Annotated in this window: 15 protein-coding genes; 12 read left to right on the top strand and 3 right to left on the bottom strand. The window is 60.8% G+C overall.

Annotated features, from left to right (window positions below; genetic code table 11):
* Positions 1–55: 55 nt before the first annotated feature.
* The 3 genes from EDY99_RS16670 to mutH all read right to left on the bottom strand — a co-directional run bounded on the left by EDY99_RS16670 (position 56) and on the right by mutH (position 1,933).
* Complete coding sequence (locus tag EDY99_RS16670) at positions 56–274, bottom strand: YgdI/YgdR family lipoprotein (RefSeq protein WP_016929923.1); 219 nt, start codon at positions 272–274, stop codon at positions 56–58.
* A 155-nt stretch (positions 275–429) separates the two neighbouring features.
* Positions 430–1,146 (bottom strand): TerC family protein, encoded by a 717-nt coding sequence (locus tag EDY99_RS16665; RefSeq protein WP_042785275.1) that lies wholly within the window; start codon positions 1,144–1,146, stop codon positions 430–432.
* A 100-nt stretch (positions 1,147–1,246) separates the two neighbouring features.
* On the bottom strand, positions 1,247–1,933 hold the full coding sequence (gene mutH / locus EDY99_RS16660; protein ID WP_033644848.1) for a DNA mismatch repair endonuclease MutH: 687 nt from the start codon (positions 1,931–1,933) through the stop codon (positions 1,247–1,249).
* 696 nt (positions 1,934–2,629) lie between these two features.
* Between mutH and rppH the strand changes: the two genes are divergently transcribed.
* The 12 genes from rppH (at position 2,630) to recD (ending at position 21,271) form a co-directional block, all read left to right on the top strand.
* The gene (gene rppH, locus EDY99_RS16655; RefSeq protein ID WP_004931849.1) at positions 2,630–3,157 is read left to right on the top strand and encodes an RNA pyrophosphohydrolase; all 528 of its coding nucleotides are present in this window, start codon (positions 2,630–2,632) and stop codon (positions 3,155–3,157) included.
* Positions 3,158–3,169: 12 nt separating this feature from the next.
* Entirely contained in the window at positions 3,170–5,416 is a 2,247-nt protein-coding gene (ptsP, locus tag EDY99_RS16650) for a phosphoenolpyruvate--protein phosphotransferase (RefSeq protein WP_033644849.1), read from the top strand.
* A gap of 222 nt (positions 5,417–5,638) precedes the next feature.
* Positions 5,639–6,511, top strand: a complete 873-nt coding sequence (gene lgt, locus EDY99_RS16645; protein WP_015378920.1) for a prolipoprotein diacylglyceryl transferase — start codon at positions 5,639–5,641, stop codon at positions 6,509–6,511.
* A gap of 7 nt (positions 6,512–6,518) precedes the next feature.
* On the top strand, positions 6,519–7,313 hold the full coding sequence (gene thyA / locus EDY99_RS16640; protein ID WP_015378919.1) for a thymidylate synthase: 795 nt from the start codon (positions 6,519–6,521) through the stop codon (positions 7,311–7,313).
* A 173-nt stretch (positions 7,314–7,486) separates the two neighbouring features.
* Complete coding sequence (locus EDY99_RS16635) at positions 7,487–7,990, top strand: prepilin peptidase-dependent protein (protein WP_046687725.1); 504 nt, start codon at positions 7,487–7,489, stop codon at positions 7,988–7,990.
* Positions 7,984–8,562, top strand: a complete 579-nt coding sequence (locus EDY99_RS16630; protein ID WP_101453815.1) for a prepilin peptidase-dependent protein — start codon at positions 7,984–7,986, stop codon at positions 8,560–8,562. The genes EDY99_RS16635 and EDY99_RS16630 overlap by 7 nt, the downstream gene beginning before the upstream one ends.
* On the top strand, positions 8,559–9,005 hold the full coding sequence (locus EDY99_RS16625) for a YgdB family protein (RefSeq protein ID WP_033652126.1): 447 nt from the start codon (positions 8,559–8,561) through the stop codon (positions 9,003–9,005). The genes EDY99_RS16630 and EDY99_RS16625 overlap by 4 nt, the downstream gene beginning before the upstream one ends.
* Positions 8,995–9,351 carry a prepilin-type N-terminal cleavage/methylation domain-containing protein gene (locus EDY99_RS16620; protein WP_015378915.1) on the top strand — a complete coding sequence of 119 codons (357 nt, stop codon included), beginning with the start codon at positions 8,995–8,997 and terminating at the stop codon, positions 9,349–9,351. The genes EDY99_RS16625 and EDY99_RS16620 overlap by 11 nt, the downstream gene beginning before the upstream one ends.
* 32 nt (positions 9,352–9,383) lie before the next feature.
* Complete coding sequence (gene recC, locus EDY99_RS16615; RefSeq protein ID WP_123061935.1) at positions 9,384–12,755, top strand: exodeoxyribonuclease V subunit gamma; 3,372 nt, start codon at positions 9,384–9,386, stop codon at positions 12,753–12,755.
* A gap of 232 nt (positions 12,756–12,987) precedes the next feature.
* Complete coding sequence (gene ptrA / locus EDY99_RS16610; RefSeq protein ID WP_033644854.1) at positions 12,988–15,876, top strand: pitrilysin; 2,889 nt, start codon at positions 12,988–12,990, stop codon at positions 15,874–15,876.
* Complete coding sequence (gene recB / locus EDY99_RS16605) at positions 15,873–19,424, top strand: exodeoxyribonuclease V subunit beta (RefSeq protein ID WP_046687721.1); 3,552 nt, start codon at positions 15,873–15,875, stop codon at positions 19,422–19,424. Before ptrA ends, recB begins: the two co-directional genes overlap by 4 nt.
* Positions 19,421–21,271 (top strand): exodeoxyribonuclease V subunit alpha, encoded by a 1,851-nt coding sequence (gene recD, locus EDY99_RS16600; RefSeq protein WP_033644856.1) that lies wholly within the window; start codon positions 19,421–19,423, stop codon positions 21,269–21,271. The genes recB and recD overlap by 4 nt, the downstream gene beginning before the upstream one ends.
* Positions 21,272–21,281: the final 10 nt, after the last annotated feature.

Below are 21,281 nucleotides of genomic sequence, written 5' to 3'. Positions count from 1 at the left end.
GCGGACACGAATGAGGGCTACCGCGCTCGAGCGGGCGATAGCCGGCGTGCGGTGATTAGCGTTCGATAACCTGGGAAACCTGATCGCCGTTGATCTGGCGGTGATTGCCTTTCTCATCTTTATAACTGATGAGCCCGGTGTCTGTGTCGATCTCCGGTTTGCCTTGCGTCAGGATCATGTTGCCGTCTTTGGTCGCCATGACGTAGTCGCTGGAACATCCCGCCAAACCGGCGGCCATAACCAGCGCAGACACTGCCATTACCCACTTTTTCATCCTGCGGATCCTCGATTATGCAGAAAACAATGTTCTTTCAAGATTAGCAAACTCTTGGCAGAGAGCGTCTCAGATAAGTCTTTATCTGATAAGAAAAACTGAAATGAGGGGGCAACGAAACGGCGGAAGCCGCCGATGGCGGCCTCCGCGTAGGGTTATTCCGGCGAACGGTTTTTCTTGCTGCGCATCAGATTGAGCGCTTCTACCGACATGGAGAAGAACATGGCGAAGTAGATGTAGCCTTTCGGCACGTGCACCTGGAAACTTTCCAGCATCAGCGTGAAGCCCACCAGGATCAGGAACGCCAGCGCCAGCATTTTCACCGACGGATGGCGATTGACGAACTCGCCGATCGGCCGTGCGGCGAACATCATCACGCCGACGGCAATCACCACCGCCGCCATCATGATGAACAGGTGATCGGAAAGGCCTACGGCGGTAATCACCGAATCCAGACTGAAGATGATATCCAACAGCATGATCTGTACGATCGCGCCGAAGAAGCTGTGCACCTTGGTGTGGTGCTCTTCTTCCGTGCCTTCGATGGTTTCGTGGATCTCTTTGCTGGCTTTCCAGATCAGGAACAATCCACCGAGCAGCAGGATCAGATCGCGGGCGGAAATGGCGTGATCCAGCACGGTGAACAGCGGGTGCGTCAAGCGGATCACCCAGGCGATGGAGGCCAGCAGCGCCAGACGCATAATCATGGCGGCGGCCAGCCCGAGCCGGCGAGCTTTGTTCTGTTGCGCTTTGGGCAGCTTGGCCACCACCAGCGACAGAAAAATGATGTTATCAATACCCAGTACGATCTCAAGAATGGTTAGCGTACCTAACGCTAACCAGGCATTGGGATCCATAATCCATTCGAACATTGCCCGACACACCTTAATACTTAATAAATGCAAAGCGTGAATTATACGCGTTTATCGTGGCGCTGACAGGGTTAGCTAAACCAGAGTTAAACGAAATCGCTTAGATTGAGAAATGTCTTGCCAGCAGCGCGCCGGTAAAACCCTTTTTCAGATAGAAACCGCGCGGCAGCGTCATGATAGGTTGCCCCTGTTCGCCGATGGCTTCGGTGAGCGCCTTGTTGTTGGCCGCTTTGGGGCGCAGTTGCAGCACTTCGCCGTGGCGTGCGGTGATGCGTTCTACGTGACCGAGCACAATCAGATCCATCAGCTCTTCCCAATCGCGGCGCAGCATCTCTTCTTCTGCAGCGCTCGGGCTCCACAGCAGCGGCGAACCGACGCGGCGCTGCGCCAGCGGGATTTGCCGTTCGCCCTCTACCGGTATCCACAACACGCGCGCCAGCTTGTGGCGAACGTGGCTGCTGGCCCAGGTGACGCCGCTGTTGCCGGTGAGCGGGGCCACGCAGACGAAAGTGGTCTCCAGCGGTTTGCCGGCGGCGTCGACAGGAATGGTTTTCAGCTCAATGCCCAGCTCAGGAAAATCCTGTTCCGGTTTGCTGCCGGCCATGGCACCGAGGTACAGCTCCAGCAGCATGCCCACCCAGCCTTTATCGCGTTTCAGATCCTTGGGGATCGGCAACTGCGCGCGGGCGGCCAGTTCGCCAAAACTGAAGCCGGCCAGCGCCTGAGCGCGCTCGAACAGCTGCCGTTCATTTTCCGGCGGGGGTGGCAGAGGGGATAAAAACGCCATAAATCAAGCCTGTCGAATTTGGTTGAAAAACGTACTGCAAAGATACACGGGAAACGGTAACCCCAGTCGCCTGGGGAAAAGAATAATAGTAGCATGATTTTACATGACTTTTTTTCTTTCCTTGCGCGGGCGACAATGCTCCCGCGAGGCTTGTTCACCTGAAGCCACCGACAATAAACAGGATCTTACACCTATTTATCCACAGATTTATGGGATAACCCAAATTTTTACCGATTACTGGTTCAATTTACAGCCTTGACTCGGGCGGTTTTTTACGAATTTGTCCGTTTTGTGCGTAACTTGCCCGGATAATCTGTGGATAAAAACGGCGTTGGTGGATCTTTCGCCAGGGTAAGATCCTTACCGTGCATAGATCACATTTTTGCCCTGTACATAACTGTGGGATATTGGTTAATTATATGTTTTTAGGAGTAATATTGTTTTTTCGGTGTGAGGAGGGATTTTCGGGGACGAGAGTTTTACCGGCTTATCCCTCGAGTTCTACACACACCTATCCACAGAAAAAGTGAATAAAACCGGTCTGAAATGCCGATGCATGTTTATAACTTTGCCTATATCTGTGAGTTATCCCAATGTTATCCGGCCCGCAGCGCCGTAAAGCAGTGGTTTACCGCCTGTAGCTTGTGTGAAACAATCAGGACATCTATGCGAATTTAAGCTTATCGAGGTAGTCCGGTGATCGATGATGATGGCTACCGCCCGAATGTTGGTATCGTAATCTGTAATCGTCAGGGGCAGGTCTTATGGGCCCGCCGTTACGGTCAGCACTCCTGGCAGTTTCCCCAAGGTGGGATTAACCCTGGCGAAACTGCGGAGCAGGCGATGTACCGTGAGCTGTTCGAAGAAGTGGGGCTGAGTAAAAAGGATGTGCGCATCCTGGCTTCGACCCGCAACTGGTTGCGCTATAAATTGCCGAAACGTTTGGTGCGTTGGGACACAAAGCCGGTTTGTATCGGCCAAAAGCAAAAATGGTTTTTGTTGCAGCTACTGTGCAATGACGCTGATATCAACATGCAGCGCAGCAGCACACCGGAGTTCGACGGTTGGCGCTGGGTGAGCTTCTGGTATCCGGTGCGCCAGGTGGTGTCGTTTAAACGCGACGTCTACCGCCGGGTGATGAAAGAATTCGCCGTGACCGTGATGCCGATGCAAGAGCAGGCGGCGCCGCGGCAGGCCCCCGCTTATCGCCGAAAGAGAGGTTAAGTTAAGCCGACTATGCTCACGCGCTTGCGAGAAATTGTAGAGAAGGTGGCCGCGGCGGCCAGTCTGACGGATGCGCTGGATCTGCTGGTCAATGAAACCTGTCTGGCGATGGACACCGAAGTGTGCTCCATTTACCTGGCGGACAACGATCGCCGCTGTTACTACTTGATGGCCACGCGCGGGCTGAAAAAGCCGCGCGGGCGCACTATCGCATTGGCGTTTGACGAAGGTGTCGTCGGGTTGGTCGGCCGCCGGGCCGAACCCATCAACCTGGCCGATGCCCAAAGCCATCCCAGCTTCAAGTACGTTCCGCAGGTCAAAGAGGATCGTTTCCGATCCTTCCTCGGGGTACCGATCATTCACCGGCGCCAGCTGTTGGGGGTGTTGGTGGTGCAGCAGCGCGAGCTGCGCCAGTTCGACGAAAGCGAAGAGTCGTTCATGGTCACCCTGGCCACGCAGATGGCCGGGATCCTTTCACAGTCGCAGCTTAATGCCATTTTCGGCCAGTATCGCCAAACGCGCGTGCGCGCGCTGGCGGCCTCGCCCGGCGTAGCGGTGGCGGAAGGGTGGCAGGACAGCAGCCAGCCTTCGCTCGATCAGGTTTACCGCGCGTCGACGCTGGACACCGCCAGCGAGCGCGAGCGCCTGACGTTGGCGTTGGAAGAGGCCGGCGCGGAATTTCGCCGCTTCAGCAAGCGTTTTGCCGCCAGCTCGCAAAAAGAGAGCGCGGCGATCTTCGATCTTTATTCTCACCTGCTAAACGACGCCCGCCTCAAGCGCGAATTGTTCGCCGAAATTGACAACGGCTCGGTGGCGGAATGGGCGGTGAAGCAGGTGATAGAAGCCTTTGCCGAACAGTTCGCCAAACTGCAGGACACCTATATGCGCGAGCGCGGCAGCGACCTGCGCGCGCTGGGTCAGCGCCTGCTGTTCCACCTCGACGACACCACTCAGGGCGCCACCCAGTGGCCGGCGCGTTTTGTGCTGGTGGCGGATGAACTGACCGCGACATTGCTGGCCGAAGTGCCGCAGGATCGCCTGGTTGGCGTGGTCGTGCGCGACGGCGCCGCCAATTCGCATGCGGCGATTTTGGTGCGGGCGATGGGGGTGCCGACGGTGATGGGCGCCGACATCCAGCCTTCTCTGCTCAGCCAGCGGCTGCTGATCGTTGATGGGTATCGCGGCGAACTGCTGGTCGATCCTGAGCCGGTGCTGGTGCAGGAATACCAACGGCTGATCAGCGAAGAACAGGAACTGAGCAAGCTGGCGGAAGACGACGTCGAACAGCCGGCGCAGTTGAAAAGCGGCGAACGCGTTCAGGTGATGTTGAACGCCGGCCTCAGCCCGGAACATGAACAGCTGTTGGGCGGCCGGGTGGACGGCGTGGGGTTGTACCGCACTGAAATTCCGTTCATGTTGCAAAGCGGTTTCCCTTCTGAAGAAGAACAGGTCGCGCAGTATCAAGGCATGCTGCAGCTTTACCCCAACAAACCGGTCACGCTGCGCACGCTGGACATCGGCGCCGATAAGCAACTGCCCTACATGCCGATCAGCGAAGAAAATCCCTGCCTGGGCTGGCGCGGCATTCGCATCACTCTGGACCAGCCGGAGATTTTTTTGATACAGGTGCGCGCCATGCTGCGCGCCAATGCCGGCACCGGCAACCTGGGCATTTTGCTGCCGATGGTCACCAGCCTGGAAGAGGTCGATGAGGCCAAGCGCTTGATTGACCGCGCCGGGCGCGAGGTGGAAGAGGTGCTTGGCTACGCGATCCCGAAACCGAAAATCGGCGTGATGCTGGAAGTGCCGTCGATGATTTTCCTGATCCCGCATTTGGCCGGGCGCGTCGACTTCATCTCGGTAGGCACCAACGATTTGACCCAGTACCTGCTGGCGGTGGATCGCAACAACACGCGGGTAGCCTCGCTGTACGACAGCCTGCATCCCGCGATGCTGCAGGTGCTGAAGCTGATCGCCGAACAGGGGAAAGCGGCCGGGCTGCAGCTTAGCCTGTGCGGTGAACTGGCCGGCGATCCGATGGGCGCGCTGTTGCTGGTAGGCATGGGCTATCGCAATCTGAGCATGAACGGACGCAGCGTGGCGCGCATCAAATACCTGCTGCGGCATATCGATCTTGCCGACGCCGAAGTGTTGGCGCACCGAGTGTTGAACACCCAAATGACCACGGAAGTGCGCCATTTGGTGGCGGCGTTTATGGAGCGACGCGGCATGGGCGGGTTGATTCGCGGCGGCAGATAATCGCCGCGCGATGTGATTTTTTTACAGAACTTTTCCCGCGCTGCCGGCCCGGACCGCGCTAAGCCTATGTTATGATGCGCAACCTCAGCGCGACGCATGTTCGTCGTCTTGCAAACCGCAGCGGCCAACGCTGCCGTTTGAAAGGCGTGTGACAACCTGCGCCGACGTTTGGCACCTGCCGCCCCCGCATGGGGAAAAATAACAGACATGTTGTGGTGATAGATGAGCAATAGCTATCTGGCGTTTCCTAAATTTGATCCGGTCATTTTCTCCATTGGCCCGGTTTCTTTGCATTGGTACGGCCTGATGTATCTGGTCGGCTTCGTTTTTGCCATGTGGCTGGCGGTGCGCCGCGCCAACAAGCCGGGCAGCGGCTGGACCAAAGACGAAGTGGAAAACCTGCTCTACGCCGGTTTCCTGGGCGTATTCGTCGGCGGCCGCGTGGGCTATGTGCTGTTCTACAACCTGCCGTTGTTCCTGGATAATCCGCTATATCTGTTTAAAGTCTGGGATGGCGGCATGTCGTTCCACGGCGGATTGATGGGGGTGATTCTGGTGATGTTCTGGTTCGCTCGCCGCACCAAACGCACCTTCTTCCAGGTTTCCGATTTTATCGCGCCATTGATCCCGTTCGGTTTGGGCGCCGGCCGCCTCGGCAACTTCATCAACGGTGAACTGTGGGGCCGCGTGACCACCGACACCCCTTGGGCGATGCTGTTCCCAAGCTCGCGCAGCGAAGACGTGGCGCTCGCCGCCGCCGATCCTTCTCTGCTGCCGCTGCTGAATCAGTATGGCGTGCTGCCGCGTCACCCGTCCCAGCTGTATGAACTGCTGCTTGAAGGCGTGGTGCTGTTTATCATTCTGAACCTGTTCATCCGCAAGCCGCGGCCGATGGGTGCCGTATCGGGCCTGTTCCTGATCGGTTATGGCGCATTCCGCATCATCGTTGAAGCGTTCCGCCAGCCGGATGCCCAGCTTGGCCTGTTCGACGGCGTGATCAGCATGGGGCAGATCCTGTCCATCCCGATGGTGGTGGCCGGTGTTATTATGATGATTTGGGCGTACCGTCGTCGCCCGCAGCAACAACTGTCGTGAGGGACAAATGAAACAGTATCTGGATTTGATGAACAAGGTGCTCGCCGAGGGCACTCCTAAAGCCGACCGTACCGGCACTGGCACGTTGTCGATTTTCGGCCACCAGATGCGTTTCAATTTGCAGGAAGGCTTCCCGTTGGTGACCACCAAGAAATGTCATCTGCGTTCGATCATTCATGAGCTGTTGTGGTTCCTGAACGGCGATACCAACATCGCCTATCTGCGTGACAACAAGGTCACCATTTGGGACGAGTGGGCCGATGAAAACGGCGATCTCGGCCCGGTGTACGGCAAGCAGTGGCGAGCCTGGGGGGCGGCGGACGGTCGTCAGATCGATCAGCTGAGCAACGTGCTCCAGCAACTGAAACAAGATCCGGATTCGCGCCGCATCATCGTTTCCGCCTGGAACGTCGGTGAGCTGGACCAGATGGCGCTGGCGCCGTGCCACGCGTTCTTCCAGTTCTACGTGGCGGACGGCAAACTCTCTTGCCAGCTGTACCAGCGTTCCTGCGACGTGTTCCTCGGCCTGCCGTTCAACATCGCCAGCTACGCGCTGTTGGTGCATATGATGGCGCAGCAATGCGATTTGGACGTCGGCGACTTCGTCTGGACCGGTGGCGATACCCATCTGTACAGTAATCATATGGAACAGACGAAGCTGCAGTTGACGCGTGAACCCCGTCCGTTGCCGAAGCTGGTGATCAAACGCAAGCCGGCTTCGCTGTTCGATTACCGTTTCGAAGACTTCGAGATCGAAGGTTACGATCCGCACCCGGCCATCAAGGCGCCGGTCGCGATCTGACCTTAACCGCATCACACCAGGGGCGCAGCGATTGCGCCCCTTTTTTATCCGCATTGCGCGCCGCGCCGCATTTTATTGTCGCCATTTGTCGCTATAGGGAAAACATTGCGCAGCTTGCCGCAAGGCTTGCGCATGCGGCTTTACCGCCTTGTTACGGCCCTTAAACTGGCCGCATGAAAGAAAATACGCTCTCGAACATCGATGACCGCCAGCGTGGCATGACGCTGATTGAGCTGTTGGCGGCGCTCCTGATCGCCGGCATGCTCACCGGCTGGGGCGTCGGTCAATGGCGCCACCATCAGCAAACGTTGCGCCTGGAACATACTGCCCAGCAGCTGCTGGCATTTTTACTGCGACTGCAGGCGGACGCCAACTGGCGCAACCGCACGACGCTGCTGTGGTTCAAGAACGGCACGCCCTGGTGCCTGGGCGGCGGTGTGCCGCCGCCGGATTGCGCTTCCGCCGAGGGTTCCGTTTTCTCACCGTCTTACCGCGACGTCGTTTTGAGCGGCTACACCGACAAAGAGATCGGGTTTTACGGCTTGCGCAATACCGCGCAGGCGGGGCACATCCTGCTCAGCAACGAGGCAGGCGGCCTGCGGCTGGTGCTGTCCGCCCGAGGGCGGCTGCGTTTGTGCAGCGAAGGGCTCCGGATAAGGGGGATCGCGCCATGCTGACTGTCGAACGCGGTTTTACCTTGCCGGAGGTGATGTTGGCGCTGGTGTTCGGCAGCGTGATCGCGCTCGGCGCCGCGAAAACCTACCCGCTGTTGCGCCAGCAAAACGTGGCCGTCGGCCAGCATTTTCGGCTGGAGTCAACGCTGCGGCAACTGGCGTTCGGCATCGAGAAGGACCTGCGCCGCGCCGGTTTCTGTGCCGGGCAGTGCGCCGGCCGCCCGCTGCTGATCGGCCAGGCGGCGGGAGAAGCGGCGGGCAGCTGCGTTATCGTCGCTTACGACATCACCCGCAGCGGGCAATGGCTCACCTCGGGCGAGGATGCAGGTTATTTCGGTTATCGGCTGCGCAATGGCGGCTTGGAAGGGCAGCGCGGCGTAAGCCAATGCGACGGCGGCGGCTGGGAGCGGCTGCTCGATCGTGACGAAGTGCAGATTGAGCGGTTTCATGTGGCGATAGAGCGCGGGGAGCATGGCGGTGCGCTGGCCCGTTTGACTCTGGCGGGGCGCTCTGTCGGCGATGCGCGTATCAGGCGCAGCCTGAGCGGGAGCATCGAAATGGCGGCGTTGCCATGAACCGGTGGAGCCAGCGAGGCGGCAGTACTTTGGCGGCGGTAATGTTGCTGTTGGCGTTGGGGTTGATGTTGCTCAATGCCCAGCACCGGCAATTGGATAACGCGCTGTTACTGGCCGCCGATCAGCAGCGCTACCTCCAGGCTTACAATCAGGCCGCTTCGGCGCTGAGTTGGGGCATGCTCCAGCGTTGGCCGCGCGCCGAGCTGAGTGCGGCGGCCTGGTTATGCAGGCAGCGCGCGGAACTGACGGCCTGCGCCCGGCTGTCTGCCAGAGCGGGCGTCGTGACGGTACGCGGCCTTGGGGAGATGCGCGGCGGTGAGCCGCTTTGGCTGTATCAATGGGGCGCGTTTGACGGTGCGGAATCGGTCGGCAGGGTGCAAGCGCAGCCGGGCGGCCGGCTGGATTTTTGCCCCGAGAAAAGGCCGGCCGACTGTGAGGGTTAACGCTCGCGCAGGGCGGTTATCCCGCAACGGCTTCAGCCTGCCGGAAGTGTTGGTGGCGGCATTGTTGTTCTCGGTGTCGCTGCTGGGCTTGTTACAGTATCATCAGGTGCTGTTGCAGTCGTTCCAGCGCCAGTGGCACTACCGGCAAGCCTGGGTGATGGCGCATCAGCAGTTGGAGGCATTCGCCGTCACCGGTCGGCTCGATGCCGAACCGCTGCCGGAAGGCTGGCGACGCGAGACGGCGTTCGACGGCGCGGATGCGGATTGCCGCCGATTGACGGTCAGAGTACAAACTCCGCAACGGCAGTGGGCGACGCTGAGCCGCTGGTATTGCACCCGTTTTTGAGCCGGTACGTATCTTGTTTTAAAGGAGCCATCATGTTCACGGTTTATCATTCCAATCAGCTGGATTTATTGAAAACGCTGACCAGCGCGCTGATAGCCAGAGATCCGTTGGCCGATCCTTTTCAACAGGAAGTGGTGCTGGTTCAGAGCCCCGGTATGGCGCAATGGCTGCAAATGCAGCTGGCGGAGCAGTTCGGCATCGCCGCCAATGTCGCGTTTCCGCTGCCGGCGACCTTCATTTGGGACATGTTCACCCGCGTGTTGCCGGATATCCCGAAAGAGAGCGCCTTCAGCAAGGACGCCATGACCTGGAAGCTGATGTGGTTGCTGCCGGAGATGCTGACCCAGCCGGCGTTCGCGCCACTGCAGCACTATCTCACCGATGACGGCGACAAGCGAAAAATCCACCAATTGGCCGGCCGGGTTGCCGACCTTTTCGACCAGTATTTGGTTTATCGCCCGCAGTGGCTGGAGAGCTGGCAGCGCGGCGAACGCATCGACGGTCTGCCCGAGGCTCAGCAGTGGCAGGCGCCGCTCTGGGCGCGGCTGGTGGAGTACACGCGCGAATTGGGGCAGCCGGAATGGCACCGCGCCAATCTGTACAGCCGCTTTATCCACGCGCTGGAGCAGGCAACAACGTGTCCGCCCGGTTTGCCGCCGCGGGTGTTTATCTGCGGCATCTCGGCGTTGCCGCCGGTCTATCTGGAGGCGCTGCAGGCGCTGGGGCGGCATATCGATATCCACCTGATGTTCACCAACCCTTGTCGTTATTACTGGGGCGACATTCAGGATTACGCTTTCCTGGCCCGCTTGCAGAGCCGCAAGCGCCGTCACTATCATCAGGCGCGCGAGCAAGGGCTGTTTCGCGAACCGGCTGACGCGGCGCGTCTGTTTGATGCTGAAGGGCAGCAGCAGCTCAGTAACCCGCTGCTGGCCTCCTGGGGCAAGCTCGGGCGCGATCACCTCTATTTGCTGTCGCAGATGGAAGGGGCGCAAGAGGTCGACGCCTTTGTCGATATCCCGGCGGATACCATGCTGCACGCCGTTCAACGCGATATGCTGGAGCTGGAAGATCACGCGGTGATCGGCATCACGGCAGAAACGCTGGAAAGCAGTTTCAGCAAGCGCAGGCTCGATCCGCAAGATCGTTCCCTCAGCCTGCACGCCTGCCACAGCCCACAGCGGGAAGTGGAGGTGCTGCACGATCAACTGCTGACCATGCTCGCGCAGGATCCCGCGTTGACGTCGCGCGACATCATCGTGATGGTGGCGGATATCGACAGCTATACGCCTTATATTCAGGCCGTGTTCGGCAATGCTCCCGCCGAGCGCTACCTGCCGTTCGCCATTTCTGACCGTAAAGCGCGACAGGCGCATCCGGCTTTGCAGGCGTTCATCTCCCTGCTCGATCTGCCGCAAAGCCGCTTTACGTCGGAACAGGTGCTGGCGCTGTTGGAAGTGCCGGCCCTGGCCGCCCGTTTCGCCATTGGCGAAGAGGGGCTGCGCCTGTTGCGTCACTGGGTCGGTGAATCCGGCGTGCGCTGGGGGCTGGACGACGATAACGTGCGAGAACTGGATCTGCCCGCCACGGGCCAGCACACCTGGCGATTCGGCATTACGCGCATGCTGCTCGGTTACGCGATGGACAGCAACGCCGGCGATTGGCAGGGCATTTTGCCTTACGACGAGTCGAGCGGGTTGGTCGCCGAACTGGCGGGGCAGTTGGCGGATCTGCTGGCCCAATTGAGCCATTGGCGGCAAGTCTTGAGCGAAGCGCGCTCGCTCGAGGCATGGCTACCGCTGTGCCGACAGCTGCTGGATGCCTTCTTCGAAGCGGATAGCGATACCGAAGTGGTGCTGGCATTGATCGAGCAGCAGTGGCAACAGGCCATCAATTTTGGCCTGGCGGCGCGCTATCCGGATGACGTGCCCTTGACGATTCTGCGCGACGATTTGGCGGCGCGCCTCGATCAGGAGCGCATCAGCCAGCGCTTCCTCGCCGGGCAAATCAACTTCTGTACGCTGATGCCGATGCGCTCGATTCCGTTCAAGGTGGTGTGCCTGCTGGGCATGAACGACGGCGTGTATCCGCGCACGTTGCCGCCATTGGGTTTTGATCTGATGGCGCAGCAGGTCAAGCGCGGCGACCGCAGCCGGCGCGATGACGACCGCTATCTGTTCCTGGAGGCGATTCTGTCCGCGCAACAACGGCTGTATATCAGCTTCATTGGCCGTTCCATTCAGGACAACAGCCCGCGCTATCCTTCGGTGCTGGTTACCGAGCTGCTGGAGTATCTGGAGCAAAGCTATTGCCTGCCGGGAGACGAGGCGTGCACCGCAGACGACAGCGCCCGGCGAGTGGGCGAGCATTTGCTGAAGTGGCATGCGCGCATGCCGTTCGCCGCCGAGAATTTCTTGCCGGGCTCGGAAGCGCAAAGCTATGCCGCCGAGTGGCTGCCCGCCGCCGACGGGCGCGGGGCGGCGCACCCGGCCTTCAACCAGCTGCTGCCCGCCGAAACGCTGCAGCAAATAGCGTTGGATGAGCTACTGCGGTTTTACCGCCATCCTATTCGCGCCTTCTTCCAGCTGCGGTTGGGCGTCAGCTTTATCCTGGAAGAGACCGAGCTGCCGGACGAAGAGCCCTTCACGCTGGATAACCTCAGCCGCTACCAGTTCAACAGCCAACTGCTGAATACCCTGATTGACGGCGACGATCCCGAACGGTTGTTCCAACGGGTGCGCGCCGCCGGGGGGTTGCCCTATGGCGCCTTCGGCGAGATCTATTGGCAAAAGCAGCAGGAAGAGATGAGCGAACTGGCCGAGCAGGTGCGTGCGGAACGCGCAGAGAGCCACAGCCTGGAATTGGACATCGATATTGCTGGCGTGCGCCTCAGCGGCTGGCTGCATCAGGTGCAGGATGACGGCCTGTTGCGCTGGCGGCCCGCTACGCTGTCGGCGGTGGACGGCATATTGCTGTGGCTGGAGCACCTCGTGTACTGCTGCGCCGGCGGCACCGGCGAGAGCCGCATGTACGGTCGCAAGAACTCCGCCTGGCGCTTTGCCGCGCTTGCGCCTGAAGAGGCGCAGGCGCAGCTGGCGGAACTGCTGGCGGGCTATCAGCGCGGTCTGTGTCAGCCGCTGTTGTTGCTGAACAAGAGCGGCTGGGCGTGGCTGAGTCAGTGCTATCAGCCGGAAACGCAGCAAATCGACTGGGAGGAAGAAGCGCAAGCAAAGGCTCGCGCCAAATTGCTGCAGGCTTGGCAGGGCGATCAGCGTATTCCCGGAGAAGGGGAAGATCCCTATGTTCAGCGAGTGTTCCGCCAATTGGACAATGACTACCTGGCGCAAATACTGGCCGAAACAGAGCGTTATCTGCTGCCGGTGGCGTGTCATAACCTGGGGTAACAATCCCCCGGTGGTGCTGTGCGGCGGGAGGTGGTAAAAATAACGAAGGTTATATTCAACCATTGGGGTAATTCCCGGTCTTACATAACGTACAGGCATATACCCGCCGCGTTTTGGGGCGCCACATTGGCGAAGAACCCGGCGAGTACAGATTTGGTTATGTGGTTTTGATGTACGTCGCCAGCGTCAGGGAGTGGGCGTGGCGATGTCAGAATAGGGGTTTATTTTGGATATGCGCAGACAGTTGGCCCGCATCACCGGGCTGGTATTATTGGCTATGTGTTGGGCGCCGTTGAGCTGGGCCGCACAAGGATGGCAACCGCTGGCGGAGAAGATCAACAAGAGTGAGCACGATCCGCGTCAGTACGAGGCGATCAAGTTGGCTAACGGCATGACGGTGCTGCTGGTGTCCGATGTCCAGGCGCCGAAATCGCTGGCGGCGCTGGCATTGCCGGTCGGGTCGCTCGAAGATCCGAACAGCCAACTGGGCTTGGCGCACTATCTGGAACATATGGTGCTGATGGGCTCCAAACGTTATCCCGAGCCGGAAAACCTGTCCGAATTCCTGAAAAAGCACGGCGGCAGCCACAACGCCAGCACGGCTTCTTATCGCACCGCCTTCTATCTGGAAGTGGAGAATGACGCGCTGGAGCCGGCGGTCGATCGCATGGCCGACGCCATTGCGGAGCCGCTGCTGGATCCGGGCAATGCCGATCGCGAGCGCAACGCGGTGAATGCAGAATTGACGATGGCGCGTTCGCGCGACGGCATGCGTATGGCGCAGGTCGGTGCGGAAACCCTCAACCCGGCGCACCCGAGCGCGCGCTTCTCCGGCGGTAATCTGGACACGCTGAAAGACAAGCCGGGCAGCAAGTTACACGATGAGCTGATGGGGTTCTATAAGCGCTACTACTCCGCCAATCTGATGATGGGGGTGCTGTACGGCAATCAACCGCTGCCGCAGCTGGCTGACATTGCCGCAAAAACCTTTGGCCGCGTGCCGAATCATGACGCCAGCGTGCCGCCGATCACCGTACCGGCCGTCACGCCGGAGCAGCAGGGCATCATCATTCACTATGTGCCGGCGCAGCCGCGCAAGCAGCTGAAGGTTGAGTTCCGCATCGATAACAACAGCGCCGCGTTTCGCAGCAAAACCGATACCTACATCGGTTACCTGATCGGCAACCGCAGTAAAAATACCCTGTCCGACTGGTTGCAGAAGCAGGGATTGGCGGACGCCATCAATGCCGGCGCCGATCCGATGGTGGATCGCAACGGCGGCGTCTTCGCCATCAGCGTCTCGCTGACTGACAAAGGCTTGGCCCAGCGCGACCAAGTCGTCGCCGCCATTTTCAACTACCTGAAAATGCTGCGCAGCGAAGGTATCAAGCAGAGTTACTTCGACGAAATCTCGCATGTTCTGAACCTGGACTTCCGCTATCCGTCGATCACGCGCGACATGGACTACATCGAATGGCTGGTGGACACTATGCTGCGCGTGCCGGTTGAGCATGCGCTGGACGCGCCTTACCTGGCCGATCGCTATGATCCTAAGGCGATCGCTGAACGTCTGGATGCCATGACGCCGCAAAATGCGCGCATCTGGTTCGTCAGCCCCGATGAGCCGCACAACAAGACGGCCTATTTCGTCAATGCGCCTTACCAGGTCGACAAAATCACGCCACAGCGCTTTACGCAGTGGCAGCAGTTGGGCAGCGGCATTTCCCTGTCATTGCCGGCGCTCAACCCGTACATTCCGGATGATTTCACCCTGACCAAACCGTCGCATGAATTCAAAAAGCCGGAAATGGTAGTGGATAAGCCCGGCCTGCGCGTGCTGTATATGCCGAGCCGTTACTTCGCCGATGAGCCGAAGGCCGATGTCACCGTCGCTTTCCGCAACGCCAAGACCATGGATTCCGCGCGCAACCAGGTGCTGTTCTCGCTGACGGATTATCTGGCCGGCCTGGCGCTGGATCAGCTGAGCTATCAGGCTTCGGTCGGCGGTTTGAGTTTCTCGACGTCGCCGAACAACGGCCTGATGTTTAACGCCAACGGCTTTACCCAGCGCTTGCCGCAGTTGCTGACGGCGCTGATCGAGGGCTATTCCAGCTTCACGCCGACGGAAGATCAGCTGGCGCAGGCCAAGTCCTGGTACCTGGAGCAGTTGGACGCCGCCGAGAAGGGCAAGGCGTTTGAACTGGCCATTCAGCCGGTGCAGATGGTTTCCCGCGTGCCGTATTCCGAACGCAGCGAGCGCCGCGAAGTGCTGAAAACGCTGACGCTGAAAGACGTGCTGGCGTATCGCGACAGCCTGCTGGCCGAGGCCACGCCGGAGCTGCTGGTGGTGGGCAACATGAGCAAGCAACAGGTCGATACGCTGGCGTCGACGCTGAAGCACCGTCTGGGCTGTACCGGTATTGAGTGGTGGCACGGCGAAGACGTGGTGGTGGACAAGAATCAGCTGGCCAACCTGCAACAGGTAGGCAGCAGCACCGACTCGGCGCTGGCGGCGGTCTACGTACCGACCGGTTACGACGAAGTGACCGGCATGGCCTACAGCTCGCTGTTGGGGCAGATTATTCAGCCGTGGTTCTACAGCCAGCTGCGCACTCAGGAACAATTGGGGTATGCGGTCTTTGCCTTCCCGATGTCGGTGGGCCGCCAGTGGGGCGTAGGCTTCCTGTTGCAGAGCAACAGCAAACAGCCGGCCTACCTGTACCAGCGCTATCAGGATTTCTATCCGAAAACCGAGAAACGCCTGCGTGAAATGAGCGAGGCCGATTTTGAGCAGTACAAACAGGCGCTGATCAACGAACTCAAACAGCGGCCGCAAACCCTCAGCGAGGAGGCCAGCCGGTTCGCCAATGATTTCGATCGCGGCAACTTCGCCTTTGATACCCGCCAGAAGCTGATCGCGCAGGTGCAACAGCTGACGCCGACCAAACTGGCGGATTATTTCCACCAGGCAGTGATCCAGCCGCAGGGGCTGGCGGTGTTGTCGCAGGTCAGCGGCAGCGGGCAGGACAAAGCGGATTACGCGGCGCCTAAGGATTGGGTCACCTATCCGAACGCGTCGGCATTGCAGCAGATCCTGCCGCGTAAAGTGGCTACGCCATGACGGAAGTCGCCCCGCAGAGGCTAGAACCGCTGACGCTGCCGCTGTTTGGCGAACGCCTGATCGAGGCGTCGGCGGGCACCGGTAAAACTTTTACCATCGGCGCGCTGTATCTGCGCTTGCTGCTGGGATTGGGGGGGGAAGCGGCGTTTCCCCGCCCGTTGACGGTCGAAGAAATCCTGGTGGTGACCTTTACCGAGGCCGCCACCGAGGAGCTGCGCGGGCGTATCCGTGACAATATCCACGGGCTGCGCATCGCCTGCGTGCGCGGCATCAGCGCTAACCCGCTGTTTTCGGCGCTGATGGAAGAAATTGACGATTTGTCTGACGCCGCTGCGCAGCTGCTGGCGGCGGAGCGGCAGATGGACGAAGCGGCGATTTACACTATCCACGGTTTTTGCCAACGGATGTTGACCCACAACGCCTTCGAGTCCGGCATGCTGTTTGAACAAACGCTGGTGCAGGACGAACTGCCGCTGCGGCGGCAGGCCTGCGCCGATTTCTGGCGCCGTCATTGCTATCCGTTGCCGCTGGGCGTGGCGCGTGCGATCAGCCAGGAGTGGAGCGGCCCGGAAGCGTTGCTGGCCGACCTTTCCGGTTATCTGCACGGTGAAGCGCCGGCGCTGCGGCGACCACCGAAGGACGAAGAAACCGTTCTGATGCGCCACGAGCAGATTGTCGCGCGCATCGACGCCATCAAGGCGCAATGGCGGGCGGCGGCGGGCGATCTTGAGGCGTTAATCGCCCAGTCCGGCGTCGATAAGCGCAGCTACAGCAGCAAACACCTGCCGAACTGGTTGAACAAGGTCGGCGAATGGAGCGGGCAGGAGACCCAGGATTACCAACTGCCGAAGGAGCTGGACAAGTTTCGCCAGTCGGTGCTGCTGGAGAAGACCAAGAAGGGCGAGCCGCCGCGTCATGCGCTGTTCACGGCGATAGACGAACTGTTCGATGAACCCTTGACGTTGCGCGACCTGATCATGGCGCGCGCGCTCAGCGAGATCCGCACCTCCATTCAGCAGGAAAAGCGCCAGCGCGCCGAGCTGGGGTTTGACGACCTGCTCAGCCGTTTGGACAGCGCCCTGCAAAGCGGCGGCGGCGAACAGTTGGCGCAGGCGATCCGCCAGCGCTATCCGGTGGCGATGATCGATGAATTCCAGGATACCGATCCGCAGCAATACCGTATTTTCCAAAAACTTTACGTCGGCCGGCCTGATTGCGGCCTGCTGCTGATCGGCGATCCCAAGCAGGCGATTTACGCCTTTCGCGGCGCCGACATCTTTACCTACATGCGCGCGCGTTCAGAGGTGAGCGCCCACTATACGCTGGAGACCAACTGGCGCTCGTCGCCGTCGATGGTCGCCAGCGTCAATCACCTGTTTTCTCAGGTAGAAAAACCTTTCCTGTTCGGCCAAATCCCCTTTATTGAGGTTAACGCGGCGGAAAAGAACCAAGGGCTGGCGTTTGAATTGCACGGCAAGCCGCAGCCGGCGATGCAATTCTGGCTGCAGCAGGGGGAAGGCGCGGGTGTAAGTGATTACCAACAGCTAATGGCGCGCCTGTGCGCCACGCAAATTCGCGACTGGCTCAGCGCCGGGCAGCAGGGCCTGGCGCGGCTGCAGAGCGGCAAGGCGTCACGGCCGGTGCAAGCCTCTGATATCACGGTGCTGGTGCGCAGCCGCAACGAGGCGGCGTTGGTGCGCGATGCGCTCAGCGCGCTGTCTATTCCGTCGGTCTACCTGTCCAACCGCGACAGCGTGTTTGACACCCCGGAGGCCAAAGACCTGCTGTGGTTGCTGCAGGCGGTGTTGGCGCCGGAGCAGGAGCGCACGCTGCGCAGCGCCATGGCCACCGGGCTGATGGGGCTGGACGCGCCGACGCTGGACGGCCTGAGCCGCGATGAGCGCGCCTGGGACGCGCTGGTTAATGAATTCGACAATTACCGCACGCTCTGGCTGCGCCGCGGCGTGTTGCCGATGCTGAGCGAGGTGATGAAAACGCGCCAATTGGCGGAGAACCTGCTGGCCAGCGCCGGCGGCGAGCGTCGCTTGACCGACGTGCTGCATCTGGGGGAGCTGTTGCAAGAAGCGGCGGCGCAGCTCGACAGCGAGCATGCGCTGGTGCGCTGGCTGGCGCAGCAGATCGCTCAGCCTAATCGCCAGTCCGACAATCAGCAACTGCGGCTGGAGAGCGACCGGCATCTGGTGCAGGTGATCACGATCCACAAGTCCAAGGGGCTGGAGTTCGATCTGGTGTGGCTGCCGTTCGTCGGCAACTTCCGCCAGCAGCAGCAGGCGCTGTATCACGATCGCCACAGTTTCCAGGCGTTGCTGGACCTCGACGCCAATGAAGAGAGCCAGGCCTGGGCGGAGGAGGAGCGGTTGGCGGAGGATCTGCGTCTGCTGTATGTGGCGCTGACCCGCTCGGTGTACCACTGCAGTATCGGCATTGCGCCGCTGTTCCAGGGCACGCGCAAGAAACAGGGCGATACCGACCTGCACCGCAGCGCATTGGGCTATCTGGTGCAGGGCGGGCAGCCCGGCGACGCCGTGTATCTGCAGGAGCGGCTGCAGCAATTGGTGGGTGGCGGTATCGCGCTGTCGCTGGTTGAACCGCCGGATGCAGAACCCTGGCAACCCCAGGCGTCGCTGGCCGAAGCGTTGGCGGCGAAAAGCTTTACCCGGCGGATCCAGGATTTTTGGCGGGTGACCAGCTATACCGGTTTGCAACAGCACGGCGCGAGCCTGATGCAGGATCTGCTGCCGCGTCTGGATGTCGACGCGGCCGGTGAGCGCGGGGAAGAAAGTGAGCCAGCGCTTACACCGCATACCTTCCCGCGCGGCGCAACGCCCGGCACCTTCCTGCACAGCCTGTTTGAAACGCTGGACTTCACCCAGCCGCTCGACGAACAGTGGCTGCTGGAACAGCTGCAGCAGCAAGGGTTTGCCGAACACTGGCAACCGATACTGCTGGCGTGGATGCAGGTGCTGCTCAATACGCCGCTCGATGACAGCGGCGTGACGTTGGCGGCGCTGACGCCGCAGCATAAGCAGGCAGAGCTGCAGTTCTATTTACCGATTAACCGGCTGTTGCAGGCGAAGGAGCTCGATGCTCTGGTGAAGCGTTACGATCCGCTTTCCGCCCGCTGCCCGGCGCTGGATTTCCATCAGGTGCAGGGCATGCTGAAAGGCTTTATCGACCTGGTGTTCTGCTGGCAAGGCAAATACTACCTGCTGGACTACAAGTCCAACTGGCTGGGGGAGGACAGCAGCGCCTATACCCGGCCGGCGATGGAGCAGGCGATGGCGGAGCATCGTTATGATCTGCAATACCAGCTGTATACGCTGGCGTTGCATCGTTATTTGCGCCATCGGTTGCCGGATTATGATTACCGGCGCCATTTCGGCGGGGTGATTTATCTGTTCCTGCGCGGCGTGGATGCGGCGCACCCGGGCAACGGCATTTTCACCTGTCTCCCCGCGTTTGAGCTGGTGGCGGGAATGGATAGCTTGTTCAGCGGCGAAGCTGCGGCGACGGAGGAAAAATCATGATCGCACTGCTGGAGCAGGCGGTGGCGCTTGGCGCGCTGCGCCCGCTGGACGTGCAGTTCGCCCGCGTGGTGGCGAGCGAAGACGAGCCTGATATTTTACTGGCCGCCGCCTGTCTGAGCGCAGAGGCGGGGGCGGGGCATGTTTGCCTGATGCTGGAGCAGCTGCAGGCGGACACGCTGTTTGAAGGGCGCCAACCGGCGCTGGCGCTGGCGCTGTGGGAGGCGGCCGGGCGACCGGATAGCGCACGTTGGCAGCAGCGCCTGGCGAGCAGCGCGGCGGTTGGGGACGGCAGCGGCGCTACGCCGCTGGTGCTGCGTGGGCAGCGCTTATATCTGCAACGCATGTGGCAAAACGAAGGTGAAGTGGCGGCGTTTATCGGCGGTGAAGGTGAATCGCTGACGGTGCCGGAGGAGGCGTTGCGCGCCATTCTCGACCGCTTGTTCGGCGCGGCGAGCGATGAACCCGACTGGCAGAAGATCGCTGCTGCGGTGGCTGCCACGCGGCGCATCGCGGTGATTTCCGGCGGACCGGGCACCGGTAAAACCACCACCGTCGCTAAACTGCTGGCGGCGCTGGTGCAGCTGGATGAAAGCGCGCGCTTGCGGATTCAGCTGGCGGCGCCAACCGGCAAGGCGGCGGCGCGCCTGACGGAGTCGCTTGGCAGCGCCAGCCGTCAGCTGGCGTTGACCCCGGCGCAGCAGGCGTTGTTCCCCACGGAGGCGGCGACGTTGCACCGTTTGTTGGGGGCGCAACCCAACAGTCAGCGCATGCGCTATCACCGCGGTAACCGGCTGCATTTGGATGTGTTGGTGGTGGATGAGGCCTCGATGGTCGATCTGCCGATGATGGCGCGCCTGATTGCGGCGTTGCCCGATCGGGCCCGGGTGATTTTCCTCGGCGACCGCGATCAGCTGGCTTCGGTAGAGGCCGGCGCGGTGCTGGGGGATATTTGCCGTTTTGCCGAGCAGGGATACAGCGAGGCGCGCGCCGCAGAGCTGAGCCGCCTGACCGGTTGTTCGATCGAAGGACAGCGGGCCGACGCGCAAGCGGCGGTGCGCGACAGCCTGTGCCTGTTGCGTAAGAGCTATCGCTTCGACGCCCGTTCCGGCATCGGTCAACTGGCGTTGGCGGTCAACGCCGGTGCGGGGGATCGCGCGCTGGCGGCATTAAACGGCCGTTTCGGCGATGTCGCGGGCTATGCGCTGGCGACGAGCGAAGAGTATCAGGCGCTGCTGGACGCGTGCGTGGCGGGCTATCGCGACTATCTGCGGCTGACTGCCGAAGGCGCGGATGCGGCGGCGGTGCTGGCCGCCTTTAGCCGCTTCCAGGTGCTGTGCGCGCTGCGTGAAGGGCCGTTCGGCGTCGCCGGCCTGAATGAACGTATTGAACTCGGGCTGCAGCGCGCCGGCCTGATCGACCGCAAACCGGGTGTGCTCGGCCGCTGGTATCGGGGGCGGCCGGTGATGATCGGCCGCAACGACAGCGCGCTGGGGTTATTCAATGGGGATATCGGCATTACTCTGCCGGATGAGCGCGGCGAGCTGCGCGTGCATTTCCAACTGCCGGACGGCAGCATCAAGTCGGTGCAGCCGAGCCGTTTGCCGGCGCATGAAACCGCTTACGCCATGACGGTGCACAAGTCCCAGGGATCGGAGTTTGAGCATACGGTTCTGGTGTTGCCGAACCATTTCCTGCCGGTGCTGACGCGTGAGCTGGTCTATACCGCGATCACCCGTGCGCGTCAGCAGCTCTCGCTGTACGCCACGGACGCGGTGCTGCTGCGGGCCATTCGCACGCCGACCCAGCGTCGCAGCGGATTGGCTGAACGGCTGCAGACGACGGAATAAGCGATGAAGG

This window comes from Serratia sp. LS-1, assembly GCF_003719595.1.
Taxonomy (GTDB): Bacteria; Pseudomonadota; Gammaproteobacteria; order Enterobacterales; family Enterobacteriaceae; genus Serratia; species Serratia ureilytica.
This window is presented reverse-complemented; position numbering and strand designations above follow the sequence as displayed.

Bases quoted from the DNA above. Each gene is read 5' to 3' on its own strand.
- EDY99_RS16665 (WP_042785275.1), bottom strand. From the start codon at position 1,146: ATGTTCGAATGGATTATGGATCCCAATGCCTGGTTAGCGTTAGGTACG.
- ptrA (WP_033644854.1), top strand. From the start codon at position 12,988: ATGCGCAGACAGTTGGCCCGCATCACCGGGCTGGTATTATTGGCTATG.
- EDY99_RS16625 (WP_033652126.1), top strand. From the start codon at position 8,559: ATGAACCGGTGGAGCCAGCGAGGCGGCAGTACTTTGGCGGCGGTAATG.
- ptsP (WP_033644849.1), top strand. From the start codon at position 3,170: ATGCTCACGCGCTTGCGAGAAATTGTAGAGAAGGTGGCCGCGGCGGCC.
- EDY99_RS16635 (WP_046687725.1), top strand. From the start codon at position 7,487: ATGAAAGAAAATACGCTCTCGAACATCGATGACCGCCAGCGTGGCATG.
- lgt (WP_015378920.1), top strand. From the start codon at position 5,639: ATGAGCAATAGCTATCTGGCGTTTCCTAAATTTGATCCGGTCATTTTC.
- recD (WP_033644856.1), top strand. From the start codon at position 19,421: ATGATCGCACTGCTGGAGCAGGCGGTGGCGCTTGGCGCGCTGCGCCCG.
- EDY99_RS16630 (WP_101453815.1), top strand. From the start codon at position 7,984: ATGCTGACTGTCGAACGCGGTTTTACCTTGCCGGAGGTGATGTTGGCG.
- recC (WP_123061935.1), top strand. From the start codon at position 9,384: ATGTTCACGGTTTATCATTCCAATCAGCTGGATTTATTGAAAACGCTG.
- thyA (WP_015378919.1), top strand. From the start codon at position 6,519: ATGAAACAGTATCTGGATTTGATGAACAAGGTGCTCGCCGAGGGCACT.
- mutH (WP_033644848.1), bottom strand. From the start codon at position 1,933: ATGGCGTTTTTATCCCCTCTGCCACCCCCGCCGGAAAATGAACGGCAG.
- EDY99_RS16670 (WP_016929923.1), bottom strand. From the start codon at position 274: ATGAAAAAGTGGGTAATGGCAGTGTCTGCGCTGGTTATGGCCGCCGGT.
- recB (WP_046687721.1), top strand. From the start codon at position 15,873: ATGACGGAAGTCGCCCCGCAGAGGCTAGAACCGCTGACGCTGCCGCTG.